We start from the raw sequence: 16,512 nt of genomic DNA on the forward strand, positions 1-16,512 counted from the left end.
GCATGCTGACGGTGGACGCGGAGACCTTCGATATCGCCGGGCCACTGGCGCACTACGCCGAGCACGGCTACGCCCGCCTGGGCCGGCTGCTCAGCGTGGAGGGCCTGGAGGCGCTGCGCGAGCGCGCGGATGATCTGATGCTGGGCCGGGTGAGCTACCCGGGCTTCTTCTGGCAGATGGACGCGCCCACGGGCCGCTACGAGGACGCGCCGCTGGGCCTGGGCTGGCAGGGGCCGTCGCTGGACTACCGCAAGCTGGAGAAGCTGGAGAAGGATCCGCGCTTCCTCGCGTGGATGGAGAACCCGCTCTTCGAGCGCCTCGCCCGGGCGAACATCCCGGGGGACATCACCCTCTACCGGGCCATCCTCTTCCACAAGGGCCAGCGCGGCGGGAGCGAGCTGCCCTGGCACCAGGACGGGGGCCGGCTGTGGGGCCTCACGAAGGATCCCGAGCTGCAGCTGTGGACCGCGCTGGACGATGCGCCCCTGGACGGAGGCTGCGTGGAGGTGGTGCCGGGAAGCCACCGCTGGGGGCTGGCCACGCCGCTCGGAGGGGTGGTCCCACCGGACCAGGTGGCGGCACGAGGAGCGGACAGCCTGGCGGTGCCGCTGCCGGTGGAGGCCGGCGAGGTGCTGCTGCTCCACAATTACGTGTGGCACCGCTCGAAGCCCAGCCACACGGGCCAGCGCCGGCGGGGATTCTCCGCCTGCTACATGAGCGCGGAGACGCGCTGCGTGCGCAAGAAGAAGGCCCCGCGCGACTTCTTCCCACTCTTCCGCCGAGCCTCGCTCTGAGGCGCCCTACACCGCCTTCAGCTTCTGGCGGAGGGCGGGCAGGCTGATGCGGAAGACGCTGCCCTTGCCCATCTCACTGGTGGCGGAGATCTCCCCGCCGAAGCCGGTGATGATGCCGTGGCAGATGGAGAGGCCGAGCCCCGTTCCCACGCCCACCGGCTTGGTCGTGTAGAAGGGATCGAAGATGCGGCTGAGCACCTCGGGGGACATGCCGCACCCGGTGTCCCTCACCTCGATGATGGCGTGGTTGCTCTCGGTGCGCAGGACGACGCGGATCTCGTTCTTGTCCGGCTGCCCGGCGCTGATCGCATGGGCGGCGTTGATGAGCAGGTTGAGCACCACCTGGCCGAACCGGGCCTCGCTGCCCTCCACGAGCGGCACCTCGGACATCTCCTTCACCACGGTGGCCCGGTGGCGCAGCTCGCCGCGGGCCAGCGCCAGCGCCGAGTCGATGACACGCCGCAGATCCACCGCCGTGGGCTGCTCCTCGTCGCCTCGCGAGAACGTCTTCAGATCCTGGACGATGAGCCGCACGCGGTTGACGCCCTCGTTCGTCTCCTCCAGCACCTCCTCCAGCTCGTCCAGACGCCCCGGAGGCAGCAGCCCGGCGATCGCGTGCAGCTCCTCGGTGAGGAAGGACAGGTTGGAGATGACGAACGCGAGCGGGTTGTTGATCTCGTGCGCCACGCCCGCGGCGAGCGTACCCACCGAGGCCAGCCTGTCGGCGACCACGAGCCTCGCCTGGATCTGCTTGCGCTCCGTCAGGTCGCGCGCGCTCACCAGCGTGGCGGGCTGACCGGCGAAGACGAGCCGCAGGCTGCTGATCTCCGCCGTCAGCACGCCCCCATCCGGAGGCAGGAAGCGGATCTCCCGGACGCGGTGGGCGCCCCGTCCGGGCAGACCATCCAACATGCCCACGGCGGCGGCGCGATCCTCCGGGTGCACGAAGTCCAGCAGCGAGCGGCCCACCAGCTCGTTGCCCTTGAGGCGCAGGAAGGAGCACGCCGACGGGTTGACGTAGAGCAGCGGCCCGCCGCGGTGCACGAAGATGGCCTCGGGCGAGCCCTCGATGAGGGCGCGGAAGCTCTCCTCGGAGCGGCGCAGCGCCTCCTCGGCGGCCTTGCGCTCGGTGATGTCGAAGGACACGCCCCCCAGGAAGCGCCGGCCCGAGCTGTCGCGGGCGATGAACCGGTAGGTGAGGAACTGGCGCGGCTCGCCGTCCGGCGTGGGGATCATGCTCTCGGAGACCGAGGGCTGACCGGACTTGAAGGCCTGCTCGTCCTGCTCCTGCAGGTGGGCCACCGTCTCCGCGGGCATGAGCTGCGCGTCGGGGATGGTGCTCACGTCCGCGCCGGGCGACAGCCCGAAGAAGCGCCGGAAGGGCTCGTTGACGAAGACGCGCCGGCCCGACTCGTCCTTCATGTACGCCAGGGCCGGGTTGTTGTTGAGGAAGGAGTCGAAGAGGTGCTGGCTCTCCTGGAGCGCGGTGACGATGGAGGCCACCTCCGTCATCAACGCCTGCTTCGCCGCGTGCTCGGCGGCGTTGCCCATGGCGGCCCCGAGCAGCCCGGCCATCAGCTCCAGCGTGCGCTCGTCCGAGTCCACGAACGCATACGGCACCTGCGAGGCGATGCTCAGCACGCCCACCGTCTGGTTGTCGCGCTTGAGGGGCACGTTGAGCATCGAGCGGACCTTCTGGCTGCGCGCCACCTTCAGGTTGACGCGCGGATCCCGCTCGGTGTCGTCCGTGCGCATCACCTCGCCACGCATCACGCTGGCGCCGGCCATGGTGCTGTTGATGGGGATGCGCACGCCCTCGAACTGCTTCGAGAAGCCCGTGGCGATGCGGTAGTACATCTCCTCGCCCTCGATGATGCCCACGGCCGCGCCACCGGCGCCGCAGAGGATCATCGCCCGCTCGGCGATGAGCCGCATCACCACGTCGAGGTCCAGGCCCGCCAGCGCGATGTCGTTCTGCGTCTGGATGATGGCCGCCAGCCGCTCGATCTCCCCTCGCGCGGACTCCTCGTGCGACTGCCGGCGCATGAAGGCGTAGCAGCGCCGCTCGAAGAGGGCGATACGGGCGCGCACGTCCACGGGGTTGAAGGGCGCCGTCAGGTAGTCGTCCACGCCGATCTCCATCAGCGGGGCGATCTCCTCATCGGACAGGTTGGCCACCATGCCGAGCACGGACACCTCGGCGGCGCGAATCTGCGCGCGCAGCCGGTTGAACCACTCGGATTTCTCGCGGACCTGCTCGGCCCCGACGACCAGCACGTCCACCAGGGAGATGGTGGCGGCCGTCACCTCGGGACCCGAGGCAACCACGACCTCGTGACCCATCCGGGTGAGCTCCGCCCCGATGGGGTGGTCACCGTCGCGACTGAGGAGGAGGAAGCGCATGGAGGCTGGATCGGATTCTGAGGAAACAGAAGATTGCTAGATCGAGGCCCTTCTGGTCCACCAGGAGCACCCGATTCCGGGGGAACCCCTCTCCTGTTGGACGCAAGCCTACTCTCGTTCGCGCCTCATGGGGGAGAGCTGGGAGGGGCGAAGGGGGAGCCATGGCTGGTCGGGGGGGCTACGGGCGACCCCCATTATTGCCACGTGTCCAACGTTTGTGCGACCTCCACGTGCTCAATGGTGGTCGCCGGAAACAGGGGGCACGCCGAGGCCCCTGGCATACGAGCGGAGAACCATTATTTCACCCGGGTTGTGTCTGTGCGTGAGCGGGCAGACACGGGGTGTTCGGGGCGGGATGGGCCGGGGGGTAGGTCACAGATGAAGTACGGCATCGTGGTGGGACTGTGGATGGTGGCGCTCGGCGCCTGTCAGGTGGCGGCGTTGCCCCAGGTGGCCGACGTGCGGAAGCCGGTCTCGACCTCCGAGCTCCTCGACCCGGGAGCCCTCACGGTCATGACGCGGGTCCTCTCTCCGGGGAGGAACCTGGAGCGGATCCTGGAGGCCCCCACCGCGGCGGAGCTGCCGGCACGGGCCGCGGAGGTATTTGGCGCGCTGCGCCAGGAGGACGTCTCCACCCGGGTGCGGAGGCTGGCGGATGAAATCCAGTACGCCCGGCCACACCTCATCGGGCTGCAGCAGGTGGCCCAGGTGCGGCTGCAGAGCCCGGGGGACGCCATCTTCGGAGGCACGCGGCCCGCGCTGACGGTGTACCTGGACGTCCTGCCCGTGTTGCTGGGCGAGCTGGAGGCGCGCGGGCTGCACTACCGGGAGGTCGCGCGGGTGCGCAACGCGGACGAGGAGGTGCCCCTGCTCACCAGCGCCGGGCCCACGTTCGACGATGTGCGGCTGACGGACTTCGACATCATCCTCGCGCGGGCGGACGTGGAGGTGAGCGGAGTCCGGGGGGGCAACTACCTGGCGCACCGGAAGGTGTCCCGCCCCGGACTGGAGCCGGTGGAGCTGCGCAGGGGCTGGGCCTCGGTGGCGGCGACGGTGGAGGGCCGGAAGTACCGGTTCGTCAGCACGCACCTGGAGCCGGCACCGGACGACGAGGGGCTGCGCGTGCAGCTGGCGCAGGCCGAGGAGCTGATTCGTGCCCTGCGGGGCGAGTCACTGCCGGTGGTGCTGGTGGGGGACTTCAACACGCCGGCGAACCTGGGATTGATGGGGGCCCCCACCTACCGGGAGCTGCTGCTGGCCGGTTACGTGGACGTGTGGACGCGCCGCCCGGGGAGCGCGCTCGGGGCCGGCGCGGACATGCCGCTCGAGCTGCCCTCGCTGGCGGAGCGCCTCAACCTGGTGCTGGTGCGCAACCCCGTCGCACCGGGGCTCCGAAGGGTCGGCCCCGTGCAGGCCTATGGAGTGGGCGGCGCGCCGAAGAGCCAGGCCGGAGTGGTGGCGCGCCTGAGGATGTGACTCAGCCCTGCAGGTCCGCGAGCGAGTCGTAGTCGTAGTGGTTGGCGGCGCCGAAGGGAGCACCGAGGGCGAGTGGATCGAGCACCCGGCGCGGGGTGACGGGCGTGGGCTCGCGGAACACCGAGTAGAGGGTGTCGTCGATCCGGTGGAAGGCCAGGTTGTTGGATGCACTCTGGGCGGGGACGTAGGGGGCGTTCGGGTAGCGGAGCTGCCAGGCGCGCCAGATGCGGTCCACGTTGCAGTGGTGCAGATAGAACATGGGATCGTTGGGCGAGGTGCTGTCGACCATGTCGCCGCCAATCCAGACATGCACGACATTGTGGATCCGCGCCGGCCCCTCCCATCCCTCCAGGTAGTTGCGGAAGCCCGAGGAGAAGCTGTTGTACGGAGGGGCGTCATACAGGACCTGATCGCGCAGGACCGTGCGGATCGCGTCGCGCGCTGGCAGCGGACCGCCCAGCGTTCCAAGGGAGCGCTCGAGAGGCCGCGGCCGCGCCAATCGCGTGAGTCCGCGCTCCGAGGGGACGATGCGGACCTGCCAGACGTCGGGCATCATGAAGCGTCCCATGGCGTCCTGGCTCCAGATGGGGGACAGCCTGGGAGCGGAGAGCGCCGCATCCGCGGACCAGTCCCAGTAGGGCAGCCGGAAGTCGGGGGCGCCCAGCGCGGTGATCATGTACCCCTCGAACCGCAGCAGGAAGTACCGGTGCCACGGCAGGAAGGAGGGACCCGAGTGGGCCGAGTTGCGATCGCGCTGCGTGGGTGGCGTGAAGAGCATCATCGACTGGTGGTGCCACGCCACGAAGAAGTCATAGATGGAGAGCCCCTGCTGCCCCGGCCAGGGGAAGCGGGCCGGATCCTTGAGCGCCAGCACGCCGTCGATGAACTGCTGCCCGACGCCCTCGTCCGAGAGGATGTTCCGGCGAATCATCGCGCACCTCCGTGCGTGTGCTCATGCTCAGGCGCCCCCTCGAACAGGTGGGGCATGCGCGTGAGGAGGTGGCGCACGAGCTCCAGGGCCGACGCGAAGGTCAGGTAGGGGCACAGGTGGGACCAGAGCTGTCCCTCCTCATCCACCATCATGTGGAGGGTGATGGGGCGCCCATCGACGCGCACCTCGTACGTGGTGGTGATGGAGATGCTGCGCCCCTGGTGCTCGAGCGTGCGCACGCTGCGCGCGAGCCTCTCGTGCGAGTGCTCGACGTAGGCGGGATACTGCTGACGTATCCACTCCGGATGCTCGAGGCCCGGGGTGAACGGATCGAACTCGAGCGGGGGGATGCGGTACGCCCCGGCTCCCGTCGTGGAACCCCGGCGTGCTGGCTTCCCCTGCCCTGCCTGTCGCTTCTTCCTGGCCGCCATCGGTGTCTCTCCCAACGGAACGTCATCCCTCCCCCTCTGCGCCCGTGGGACAGAGGGGGCTCGCGCGTTTTGTGACGCCGTATGGGTGGTCCCTGATTACAGTCACGCCCCGTGAGCGCACCGTCCGGAGTCCTGGTCGCCGAGCAACCGCACTACCTGCCGTGGCTGGACTTCTACGAGCAGGTGGCGAGGGCGGACACGCTGTTGGTGCTGGACAACGTGCAGTGGCTGAGACGGGGCTGGCAGCGAAGGGCACGCGTGGCATTGCCTCCGGGCACTCCCCTGCCCCCTCCGTCCGAGCCCGCCTTCCAGTGGCTGACGATTCCACTGGAAGGAGCGCACCGGGACACGCGGATCTCCGAGCTGGCGGTGGACACGAGCCAACCGTGGACGCGCAAGCACCTGACCACGCTGACGACGTTGTACGGGAGGAGGCCGTACTTCCGCAGCCAGGTGTTACCGAGACTGGAGGGCTTCTACGAGGAAGCAGCGAAGGAGCGGGGGCCTGGCTCCCTGCTGCGCACGCTGCTCTCGAGCATGGCGCTCTTCCACGAGCCGCTGGGACTGAAGCCGCGGGTGGTGCTGGCGTCGACGCTGGACCGCTCTCACCCGGACAAGACGGGGCGGCTGGCGTCGTACTGCACGCAGCTGGGAATGGACACGTACTACTCGGCGGTGGGCTCGCTGTACCTCCGGCCGGGCCCCTTCCGGGACGCGGGGGTGCGGCTGCTGTGGCAGAAGTTCCGCTACCCCTCCTACGACCAGGGCCGCAAGGGGGAGCGCTTCGTGGTGGGCCTGTCCATCGTGGATGTCCTGTCGAACGTCCCGGTGGAAGAGGTGCGCGGGTGGCTCGAGCCCAACCCGTGGGGGCCCTTCGCGAAGTAGGCCTCGCGGAAGACGCAGCACCGCCCTCGGAAATCCGAGGCCCCCGCCCGGGGCTCGACACCCCAAGTCCTTGAAGTCCCTCACTGCCGGCGCGTGCATGGGCCTTGCTTCCTGGCCGCGCGCACACGCAGTCGAGGAACAAGACATGACTTCACTTCATCGTTGGTTGGCCCCCTCACTCGCCGCAGTGTTGGGACTCACGGGCTGCTCCTCCCCCAATTCGCCGGGCTACGAGGAACTTGAGCCGCCGGGAGAGCTCGTCGCCTCGGACAAGGAGCGGGAGACGACACCGAACGTCCCGGATGAGGACTTCGCGGCGCTCGTCGCCGGGAACACCGACTTCGGTGCCTCTCTGTACCGGGAGATCGCCGAGCCGGGAGAGAACCTCTTCTTCTCGCCGTTCAGCATCACCCAGGCCTTCGCCATGGTGTACGCGGGCGCCCGCGGAAACACCGAGACGCAGATGGCCCAGGCGCTCCATTTCACCCTCCCCCAGGAACGGCTCCATCCCGCCATGAACGCACTGGACCTGTCGCTCCAGTCCCACGCCGGAAAGCCGGGAGAGGACAAGGGCACTCCCCCCACGTTCCGCGTGGTGAACGGCGCCTGGGGCCAGAAGGGGCTCACGTTCGAACCTCCGTTCCTCGACGTGCTCGCCCAGCACTATGGCTCCGGGATGCGCGTGGTGGACTTCTCCGCCGAGCCCGACGCCATCCGCGACAGCGTCAATGACTGGGTCCAGCGCCGAACGGAAGGCCGCATCCATGAGCTGTTCCCCCCCGACATGGTGACCCGCGACACGCGCCTGCTGCTCGCCAACGCCCTCTATTTCAAGGGCGCGTGGCGCGAGCCCTTCTTGCCCGATGCGACCCGGCCCGCCCCCTTCCACCTGCTGGACGGAAGCACGCGGCAGGTCCCGATGATGAGCACCACGGGCTCGTTCCCGCACATGACGGGCGATGGCTTCGAGGCCGTCGCGCTCCCCTACGTGGGGCAGGCCTTCCGCATGCTCGTCATCGTTCCCGGCCAGGACCGGTTCTCGGAGATCGAGTCACGGCTCTCGGCGAGCTTCCTGGACAGCGTCCGGGCGGGGCTCCAGCCCAGCTACACCATCCTCAGGTTTCCGAAGTTCGAGGTGAGGCAGGAGGTCCACCTCCCCAAGTCCATGAAAGCGCTCGGCATGGAGGACGCCTTCACCAAGAGCGCCAATCTGTCGGGCATGACGCAGCAGGAGGCCCTCATGCTCACGGGCGCGATGCATAAGGCCTTCGTGTCCGTGGACGAGCAGGGGACCGAGGCCGCCGCCGCCACCGGGATCTCCGGCGGTCCGACCTCCGCACCCAAGCCCACCACGGTGAACCGCCCGTTCCTCTTCCTCATCGAGGACGTGGAGACGAAGAGCGTGCTCTTCCTCGGGCGCGTCGTGAACCCCTGAGATGAACCGGGGCGGGCCCGCCATCAAGACGGGCTCGCCTCACCCCGCTCAGCGCGACTCCTTGTCGAACCGGACGAAGTAGCTGCGCACCGCCGAGTCGATCAGATCCTGCTCCAACTGCGGAGGCATGCCGCGGTAGTGCGCCATGTCGATCACCTGATCGAGCAGATCTCGCGGCTGGCACGCGGCGAAGCGGCGGCCCATGGGCTTGTAGTGGGTGTCGATGAGGTACTGCACCATGTCCGCGTCGTAGGCCACGCCCCGCTTGCGGCACATGACCTCGAAGATCTGATGGAAGAGATCCTCGTCGGGAGGCTGGACCTCGAGCTTGTAGCGGACGCGGCGCAGGAAGGCGTCGTCGACGAGGTCGCTCGGCTCGAGGTTGGTGGAGAAGGCGGCGAAGACGTCGAAGGGGACCTGGACCTTCTTGCCGGTGTGGAGCGTGAGCATGTCCACGTCGCTCTCGAGCGGGACGATCCACCGGTTGAGCAGATCCTTCGGGGAGACCTTCTGCCGCCCGAAGTCGTCGATGAGCAGCATCCCGTTGGTGGCCTTCATCTGGAAGGGAGCCTCGTAGTACTTGACCTCGGGCGAGTACACGAGGTCGAGCATCTCGAGGGTGAGCTCACCGCCCACGACGACGAGCGGCCGGCGGCAGCGGACCCAGCGCCGATCATAGGGCTGCGTGCCCTCATCATCCTCGATGGGCTTGTGCAGGATGCTGTCGTAGATGCGGACGACGAAGTCGTCGATGAGGATGGCGTGGGGGATGAAGATCTCCCCATCGAAGCAGTTGACCATGCCCTGGCAGATGGCCGTCTTGCCGTTGCCGGGGGGCCCGTAGAAGAAGATGGCGCGGCCCGAGTTCATGGCCGGGCCGATGCCGTCGAAGATGTAGTCGCGGATGATGAGGTCGCCGAACTTGTCCTCCATCCGCTGGCGGGTGATGCGGTTGCCGCGGACGGTCTGCTTCTTCACGACCTCGATCCACTCCTGGAGCGAAACGGGGGCGGGGCCGTTGTAGCGGTTGCGATCGAGGATCTGCCGCAGCACGTCCGTGGCGAACGTGGTGAGCTGGTAGATCATCGTGGACTTGCCCACGCCCGAGCCACCACCGCCGCGGATGTCGATGTACTTCTGGCGGCGCAGCCCCTCGACGACCTCATCGATGATGGCGGAGGGCAGCTTGAGGCGGTTGGCGATGTCCATGCCCCGCATCTCGCCGGCGAAGAAGATGGCCTTGAGGACGAGCTCCTCCACCATGGTGGCGGTGAGGCCCGTGTCCGCGAGCGTGCGCGGCTGGGGGGGCCAGAACCCCGTGGAGCCGGCCGCTCCCCCACCCTCGCCCACGGCGGCGCGGCGCATCGTGCCGGTCATGCGGCGCTCGGCGACCGGGACTCCGGACGTGGGACGGCGCGGCTCGACGGAGACGGGAGGCAGCTCCGACGTGGGCACCGGCGGGGCCGTGCGGCGCTGATCGACGATCACGGACGGCAGGTCCAGGGTCGGCACCGGTGGGGCCGTGCGCTTCTCCAGGGGCACCGAGGCCAGGTCCATGCCAGGCACGGGCGAACCCGAGCGACGCAGCTCCCCGGGAACGGGAGGCAGCTGCTCCGTGGGGAGGTTGGAGATGACGCGGCGGGCCTCGGGGCTCGGAGGGCTCGGGGCGCGACGCTCGAGGAACGGGCTGGGACCGATGGGACGGCGCTCGGGGGACGCCGGGGGCCGCGCCGGACCCCCGGGAGCCTGCCCGGGAGGCACTCGAGGCCGGGGAGGCGCGGAGAGCACGTTCGCCGGGGGGGTGATGGGGATCTCCCGAGGTGTGACGGTGCGACCGCTGTCGGTCTCGAATTCGGGGGACTCGAATGGAGGGGGATTCGCCCCCGGCCTCCGCTGCTCGGCCATGCTCGCTCCGGGTTGGGGCGGCCGAGTCTAGCAGCAAGTGCCGTCCCGAGCCCGCTCGATGCTAGCTTGCCCGGTATGAGCTTCTTCCAGGATCCCCCGAGGCTTGGAAACCAGTACGACGACGATGCGCTCCTCCGGAGCTATCTCGAACGGGTGCTTCCACGGGACATGCGGACCGGGCTCGAGGACGAGCTCCGTGAGCTGGGCGAGCTGGGAGGCGGGTACTACTACGAGTATCAGCTCAGGGACCGGCTGAACGAGCCGGTGCTGACCCAGTGGGATCCGTGGGGCCACCGGGTGGACCACATCGAGGTGTCGCCTCTGTGGAAGGAGGCGGAGACGCTGACGGCGAAGCGGGGACTGGTGGCGGTGGCGTACGAGCAGAAGAACGGAGACCGCTCGCGCATCCACCAGTTCGCGCTGAACTACCTGGTGCAACCGTCGCTGGACGTCTACTCGTGCCCGCTGGCGATGACGGACGGGGCGGCGAGGACGCTGCTCGCATTGGGGAACCCGGAGCTGATCCAACGCACCCTGCCCCACCTGACGTCGAGGGACCCGAAGACGTTCTGGACGTCGGGGCAGTGGATGACGGAGCGGACGGGCGGCTCGGACGTGGGGCTGACGCAGACGGTGGCGAGGCAGTCGCCCGAGGGGTGGAGGCTGTACGGAACGAAGTGGTTCACCTCGGCGACGACGGCGCAGATGGCGCTGACGCTGGGGAGGCCGGAGGGGAACGGACCCGGGGGCAAGGGACTGGCGATCTTCTACGTGGAGACGCGAGGGGCGGACGGGAAGCTGAACGGGATCCAGATCAACCGGCTGAAGGACAAGCTGGGGACGAGGAAGGTACCGACGGCGGAGCTGACGCTGGACGGGACGCTGGCGGTGCCGGTGGCGGGGCTGACGGACGGCATCCGGAACATGGCGTCGATGCTGAACGTGACGCGGACGTGGAACGCGATGGGCGCCGCGTGGAGCATGAGGCGGGCGCTGGCGCTTTCGAGGGACTACGCGAAGCGGCGGGTGCAGTTCGGAGCGCCACTATCGGAGAAGCCTCTGCACGTGGACACACTGGCGGGTCTGGAGGCCGAGTTCCACGGAGGCTTCCTGCTGGCGTTCCGGGCGGTGGAGCTGCTGGGGAAGATGGAGGCGAGGACGGCGACGGAGGAGGAGCTGCTGCTGCAACGGCTGGTGACACCGCTGGCGAAGCTGACGACGGGGCGGCAGGCGGTGCACGTGACGTCGGAGGCGGTGGAGAGCTTCGGGGGAGCGGGCTACGTGGAGGACACGGGGCTGCCGAGGGTGCTGGCGGACGCGCAGGTGCTGTCCATCTGGGAGGGGACGACGAACGTGCTCTCGCTGGACACGCTGAGGGCGATGGCGAAGGGCGGCGCGCTGGAGGCACTGTACACGGACGCGGAGCGGCGACTGGGGACGGCGAAGGACGCGGGCCTGAGGCCGTGCGTGACGGCGGCGCAGGACGCGCTGGAGAAGGCGCGGACGTGGGTGATGAAGGCGATGGAGAACCCGGCGGCGGTGGAGGCCGGGGCGAGACGGTTCTCACTGACGCTGGGCCGCACCTACGAGCTGGCGCTGTTGGTGGAGCACGCGCAGTGGTGCCTGGACAACGGGCACGGCCCGAGGGCCATGGCGGCGGCGCGGAGGCTCATGCGCAACGGCGTGGACCAGATCGCCGACATGGACCTGGACGACGCACGGCTGCTGGTGAGCTGATGCTCGCCCCTCAAGGCGTAGGTTGGAACACCGCTGCCGGCCGTGCTCCCTCTCGCACGAAAGCCATCAGCTCCTGGAGGATGGCCGGCCGGTCGAGCACGTCATTGTGACGCCTTCCCTCGAGGATGCGCGTGGTGGCATTCGGGAGCAGGGTTCCCATCCGCTGCCCCATGTCCACGGGAATGACCTCATCCCGAGTCCCGTGAACGATGAGCACCGGCTGTTTCAATCCAGGTGCCTTGGCTGCGCTGTCGAACGGATCCTTCACGAGCAGGCGCGCGGGGAGCCACGGGAAGAGCCGCGCTCCCACTTCCACGATCGAGGTGTAGGGCGTGATGAGCACCAGCCGCGTACCGTGGCCCCGCTTCGCCATCTCCACCGCCACGCCCGAGCCCAGGGACTGTCCCTGGAGCACCGTGTGCTCTCGAGGCACGCCCAGTTCTCGATACAGGTGCTCCAACGCGACCTCCGCCGCCGCGTAGATGCCCGTTTCGGAAGGCTCCTGCCCCATCGCGAGCCCGTAACCCGGGTACTCCACCGCGTAGAAGCCGAGCCCCGCCTCCTGGAAGCGCTGCGCCAGCCACTGCTCGTCCGCGAGCTGCTCGCCGTTGCCATGGAAGTGCACCACCGTCGGGGCCCCCGCTGGCGCGGACACGTGCAACGCGAACACCGTCGAGCCCTCCGGCCCGGGGATGCGCAGGAGCGTGGCTCCGGGCAGCGCCGGCTCGCGAGCCCCCGGTGGCACCGGGAACACCAACCGCCGCTGGTTGACGAACACCAGCACGCAGAGTCCCACGTACGCCATGACCAGTACGGCCACCACCAGGAGCAGCATCCGCCTCGCCCTTCGAAGACGACCCATGGCGGAACCTTAACGCACTGCCCGCGTCCGACGTACCGCGCGATGACGTGCTCCAGAATCCGCTCCGCAGCCGCCGGCTCCACCTCGAACCGCTTGCTCAGCCACGCCTCGACCAGACAGGCCACGTCGAACTCACGGTCCTCATCGGCGAGCTCTCCCTTCACGGGGGCCGAGCCACACCGGCCGCAGCACCGTCACATCGAGCAGCACCGTGAGTCCCTCCAGGAGCACGGAAGGAATGTAGGCCGAGAGCCCCTGCGTGCGACCCACCGACTCGGCGTAGTGATGAAGCGCTTCCTGTAGCGCCTACTCGCCCGGGGTTGGCTCACCCGGGACACCGCCCGGCTCCCTGATGCCCCACCCCACCGGAACGAGAGCCGCACCCGGGTGGATTCATGGCTCCCCTCGAAGCTCCAGGGTGAATGGAGTGGGAGGGCCGGCATTGAGAGCCGTGCGGCGTAGTCCACGAGTCCGCGCTCGCAACGGTGGTGGGCCTCTGCCTGGTGCACGTCGTCGCGCAGCCGGAAGGAGACATGCTCGTGCAGAGCGGCCAGCTCCTCCATCCGCAACGACAATCCCAGGAGGGAAAACCGGGGCCGCTCGAAGATGGAGGGATCCTGCACGAAGTGGATGCGCGTGCCGCTGGATGACAGACGCCCCTCTTCCGTGACGGGAACTTCTTGGACCGAGCCCACCGGCTCTCCGCACCGAAAGGCCTGCCGCCAGGTCCTCCCGCCGGAGCAAAGAGAGACATCGAGCTCCGAAGCGGGCGCATTGACGATCGCGAGATCTTCGTAGGGCGACACCAGGATGGACGTCTCGGGCGCACCGTCCGGACGGGGAGCACGATGGTCGGTGTCAGCCGGCGTGAACAGGCGAGCCAGCGAGTCCCCAGGAGGCTCGGACACGAACCGTGACGGCCACAATGGCCCGTTGAAGGAGAACGAGCAGGAGCCGTCGCTCCCGAAGTGGAGGATCACTTCGCCACCGCGACCTTCGCTCGCGGCGAGGGCCCCCGCTTCCAGCAGGAGCAGCGGCAACCGGTGGAGGCCGTAGCCGCCCGTACCTCCCACGTACATACCGGGCCGCTTGCGGATCTGCCGAATGAGGGCACTCGAAGCGCGTGGCATCCCCCGAACCAACACGAGTCACGCCCGATCAGGCACTCACAAGTCACAGAGGCTTCAGAGTGCCTGCCTTCCATTCCTTAAGTGTCCACTCCGCCGAGAATCCAACCACACCACCAGCGTTTCTTGCGAGGTCAACAAGCACCCACTCCCCCTCTGTTGGCGCAAACTCCATGACCGCTGTTGCAGCCCAACAACGAGTTCCCAGGTCTGGATCATCTAGCAGCACCAACAATTGCCGCTGCGCTTCTATACCTCTCACCCGCAGCTCCCTATGAATCGCCACGAGAAGATCGAACAGGCGGTTGCCGTCGCTCGGTCTGCCCTCCGATATGGCACGACACCTCTCTGCGGAGTTGGTCCTGGTGAGTTCAATCAACTGCTCTGTCGGGAGTTTTTTTCAACTGCGTCTTCTTCACAGAACGACTCCGGCGATCTGCCAAGTGCCTTGCCCCCGATTCTTCAATACCTCAGAAGCATGCAATACCCCAAACCGCTTCAATGCTTGCTGGAGGAGTCCGGCGGCTCCAGCTTGTTTTGCATAGAGTCCTCGCCCGTAACTACTTCGGCAGGGTCCAGGGCCCAGGTCCCTTCTTCCCAACGTTTCAAGGCCTCGGAAGCCCCGAATGCAGCCAAGCCTTCTCCCTTGGAGATCTCCATCAGCACAGCTGTAGCCTCTGCTGTTCGGTGCCTGAGCAGATATGCCGCAGCCATGGCGCGAACATCCATTCGTGGGTGTTTGAATAGCGCAGCAAGAGCATCCCGCCCGACATCACCACGAGCACGCAGTTTCTTGAACGCGGCAAGGCGCTTGTTGGCGTGCTTGTTTCCTGTTTTTGAATCTCCACGAAAAATCGCATCGGTCTGTGCTGCCGTGTGGTGGGCAAATGCCTCAACAAGCTCTTCGAGACTCATTTCCGGGGTCGCCAGGTTCCACTCCTGATATTTTCGATAGCTCTCAATCCGAATTGACGCTGGGCCTCATAAGATTGCGTGTTGAGCCACTGCCGCACAGTCAAACCTGGAGAGCCGGTGATAAATTCCTGTTTCGATGAATAGAATGCGCTCACATCGATATGCACTCCCTCATCAAGAGGAACCACGTTCTCTGTGTTATGCAGGGCTTCGGAACCGAACCGCTTCAGATTGGTTTCGCGCTTCTCGACAATATGGTGCCATTGATTACCCTTCCCCGCTGGCCCCATGACATCCTTGAAGTCATCAAAGGACTTGAAGGCCCGATGCCCACTCGGAAGCAGCCTGCCCTCCTTGGGCGTCCCGCTCCCTCCTCCAGAGGATTTGCCACCGCCGCTCTGAGCCGTCATGGCCACGGCAGTCACGGGCAGGACAACGCGGAGCGTCCCCTCGGGTACGGAGACAATGATCCGCTCTGCTCCAGCCGCCGCATCCACAAAGCTCAAGCCGGTGTTGACTTCAATGGCTCGCGAGGCCTGCCCGAAGCCCGGTAACTTCGGCGCCTTGGATGCGAGTGCCGCTGTTCCACCGACCGCCGCCGTCCCCACCAGGACGAGAATGCGTACACTGTTGGGCCCAATGACACGGCCGAACCGCTCGCCCGCCTCGCGCAGCTCCGCGAACGTGGTGGCCCGCGCCGCATCCTCGGAGAGCTGCACGTACGCTCGGATCAGGTCAAAGAACTCAAACCCGAGATAACCCCACAAGAGCACGGTGAAGGCGGCGGCTACGCCCTTGGATACGGGTTCCGGTGCCACCAACAGCGCCATGTACGCTGTGAGCGAGATGCTCACGGTCGCTAGCACCCGCGTGGGGTCGAGCGTGGCCCGCAGTTCCGCGTCCACTCCCTCCAGGGCCGGGCCCACCGCCAGGGCCATGGCGATGCTGCGCTTATCGTCGTCCTGGAGGTAGGGCCCGTCATCGAACAGCGTGAGGCAGTCCCCTGGCGTGCGGCGTTGCCCACAGTGGCGCTCATAGGCTCGGGCCAGCTCTGTTTGCCATGCATCTCCCCCCGCTCCCCCGGAGCCGGGCGCCAACCCGCCGCCGCGCTGTACAGGGGCGGAGGAAGCCACCCTCAACGGCATGTCGAGCACCTGCTTCACCAGCGCGGCCTTGAACTCCGCGTCCCCTATTCGCACTGGAGCGAAGTCCGTCGGCAACCTGGCGAAGATGAGCGCGCTGTTGCCCTCTTCGCCGCGGACCTCATTCGCCTGCCCCCTCATTTCCGAAGGTTGGCGCGGCGTTGGCCGCTGATCGAGGTACGCCATCTGCCGGCCGTCAGAGGGTGTCCCCGTGACACACGCACCAAGGAGCACCAGTGCAACCAGAGCCAACGTCCCCATGCGCGAGCACTGCCGCTCACCAGCAGAGGGCAGCTGACGATTCGACATTGCCATACCTCTCCCAGGTGAGCAGCGCGGGGGATGCCAGCTCAAGCTGCTGTGGAGGCAAGATGTCAAGTTGCCAGGAGGCCCATTGTCAAGACACCGATTCCGGCGCGGGGCCTGGTTGGTTACACGCGATACACACCTCGTGGGAAATACCCTCACC

Annotated in this window: 13 protein-coding genes; 5 read left to right on the forward strand and 8 right to left on the reverse strand. The window is 67.6% G+C overall.

What is annotated here, in order from left to right; translation table 11 throughout:
- Positions 1-2: 2 nt before the first annotated feature.
- On the forward strand, positions 3-794 hold the full coding sequence (locus JQX13_RS43025) for a phytanoyl-CoA dioxygenase family protein (protein ID WP_203412477.1): 792 nt from the start codon (positions 3-5) through the stop codon (positions 792-794).
- A 6-nt stretch (positions 795-800) separates the two neighbouring features.
- On the opposite strand, the gene JQX13_RS43030 is transcribed toward JQX13_RS43025, so the two are convergent.
- The gene (locus JQX13_RS43030; RefSeq protein ID WP_239014202.1) at positions 801-3,197 is read right to left on the reverse strand and encodes a PAS domain S-box protein; all 2,397 of its coding nucleotides are present in this window, start codon (positions 3,195-3,197) and stop codon (positions 801-803) included.
- 378 nt (positions 3,198-3,575) lie between these two features.
- Between JQX13_RS43030 and JQX13_RS43035 the strand changes: the two genes are divergently transcribed.
- Entirely contained in the window at positions 3,576-4,673 is a 1,098-nt protein-coding gene (locus JQX13_RS43035; protein ID WP_203405205.1) for an endonuclease/exonuclease/phosphatase family protein, read from the forward strand.
- 1 nt (position 4,674) lies between these two features.
- On the opposite strand, the gene JQX13_RS43040 is transcribed toward JQX13_RS43035, so the two are convergent.
- Both JQX13_RS43040 and JQX13_RS43045 read right to left on the reverse strand, forming a co-directional pair.
- Positions 4,675-5,604, reverse strand: coding sequence for a tyrosinase family protein (locus JQX13_RS43040; RefSeq protein ID WP_203405206.1), 930 nt, complete (start codon positions 5,602-5,604; stop codon positions 4,675-4,677).
- Positions 5,601-6,035: a hypothetical protein gene (locus tag JQX13_RS43045; RefSeq protein ID WP_203405207.1), complete on the reverse strand. Its 435-nt coding sequence runs from the start codon at positions 6,033-6,035 to the stop codon at positions 5,601-5,603. Before JQX13_RS43045 ends, JQX13_RS43040 begins: the two co-directional genes overlap by 4 nt.
- Before the next feature lie 111 nt (positions 6,036-6,146).
- Between JQX13_RS43045 and JQX13_RS43050 the strand changes: the two genes are divergently transcribed.
- Entirely contained in the window at positions 6,147-6,920 is a 774-nt protein-coding gene (locus JQX13_RS43050; RefSeq protein WP_203405208.1) for a WbqC family protein, read from the forward strand.
- A 145-nt stretch (positions 6,921-7,065) separates the two neighbouring features.
- Complete coding sequence (locus JQX13_RS43055; protein WP_203405209.1) at positions 7,066-8,355, forward strand: serpin family protein; 1,290 nt, start codon at positions 7,066-7,068, stop codon at positions 8,353-8,355.
- 48 nt (positions 8,356-8,403) lie between these two features.
- On the opposite strand, the gene JQX13_RS43060 is transcribed toward JQX13_RS43055, so the two are convergent.
- On the reverse strand, positions 8,404-10,260 hold the full coding sequence (locus tag JQX13_RS43060) for an ATPase (protein WP_203405210.1): 1,857 nt from the start codon (positions 10,258-10,260) through the stop codon (positions 8,404-8,406).
- A 75-nt stretch (positions 10,261-10,335) separates the two neighbouring features.
- Here JQX13_RS43060 and JQX13_RS43065 point away from each other — a divergent pair, with 75 nt between their 5' ends.
- A complete protein-coding gene (locus JQX13_RS43065) occupies positions 10,336-11,997 on the forward strand; it encodes an acyl-CoA dehydrogenase family protein (RefSeq protein WP_203405211.1) in 1,662 nt (553 codons plus the stop codon).
- Positions 11,998-12,007: 10 nt separating this feature from the next.
- Here the strand turns inward: JQX13_RS43065 and JQX13_RS43070 are convergent, their stop codons facing one another.
- The 4 genes from JQX13_RS43070 to sitA5 all read right to left on the reverse strand — a co-directional run bounded on the left by JQX13_RS43070 (position 12,008) and on the right by sitA5 (position 16,352).
- Positions 12,008-12,859: an alpha/beta hydrolase gene (locus JQX13_RS43070; protein WP_203405212.1), complete on the reverse strand. Its 852-nt coding sequence runs from the start codon at positions 12,857-12,859 to the stop codon at positions 12,008-12,010.
- A 1,173-nt stretch (positions 12,860-14,032) separates the two neighbouring features.
- Positions 14,033-14,365, reverse strand: a complete 333-nt coding sequence (locus tag JQX13_RS56615; RefSeq protein WP_203405213.1) for a DUF2019 domain-containing protein — start codon at positions 14,363-14,365, stop codon at positions 14,033-14,035.
- A gap of 119 nt (positions 14,366-14,484) precedes the next feature.
- A complete protein-coding gene (locus tag JQX13_RS43080; protein ID WP_203405214.1) occupies positions 14,485-14,901 on the reverse strand; it encodes a DUF2019 domain-containing protein in 417 nt (138 codons plus the stop codon).
- Positions 14,898-16,352 (reverse strand): SitA5 family polymorphic toxin, encoded by a 1,455-nt coding sequence (sitA5, locus tag JQX13_RS43085; RefSeq protein ID WP_203405215.1) that lies wholly within the window; start codon positions 16,350-16,352, stop codon positions 14,898-14,900. The genes JQX13_RS43080 and sitA5 overlap by 4 nt, the downstream gene beginning before the upstream one ends.
- Positions 16,353-16,512 lie beyond the last annotated feature (160 nt).

This window comes from Archangium violaceum (assembly GCF_016859125.1).
GTDB lineage: Bacteria > Myxococcota > Myxococcia > Myxococcales > Myxococcaceae > Archangium > Archangium violaceum_A.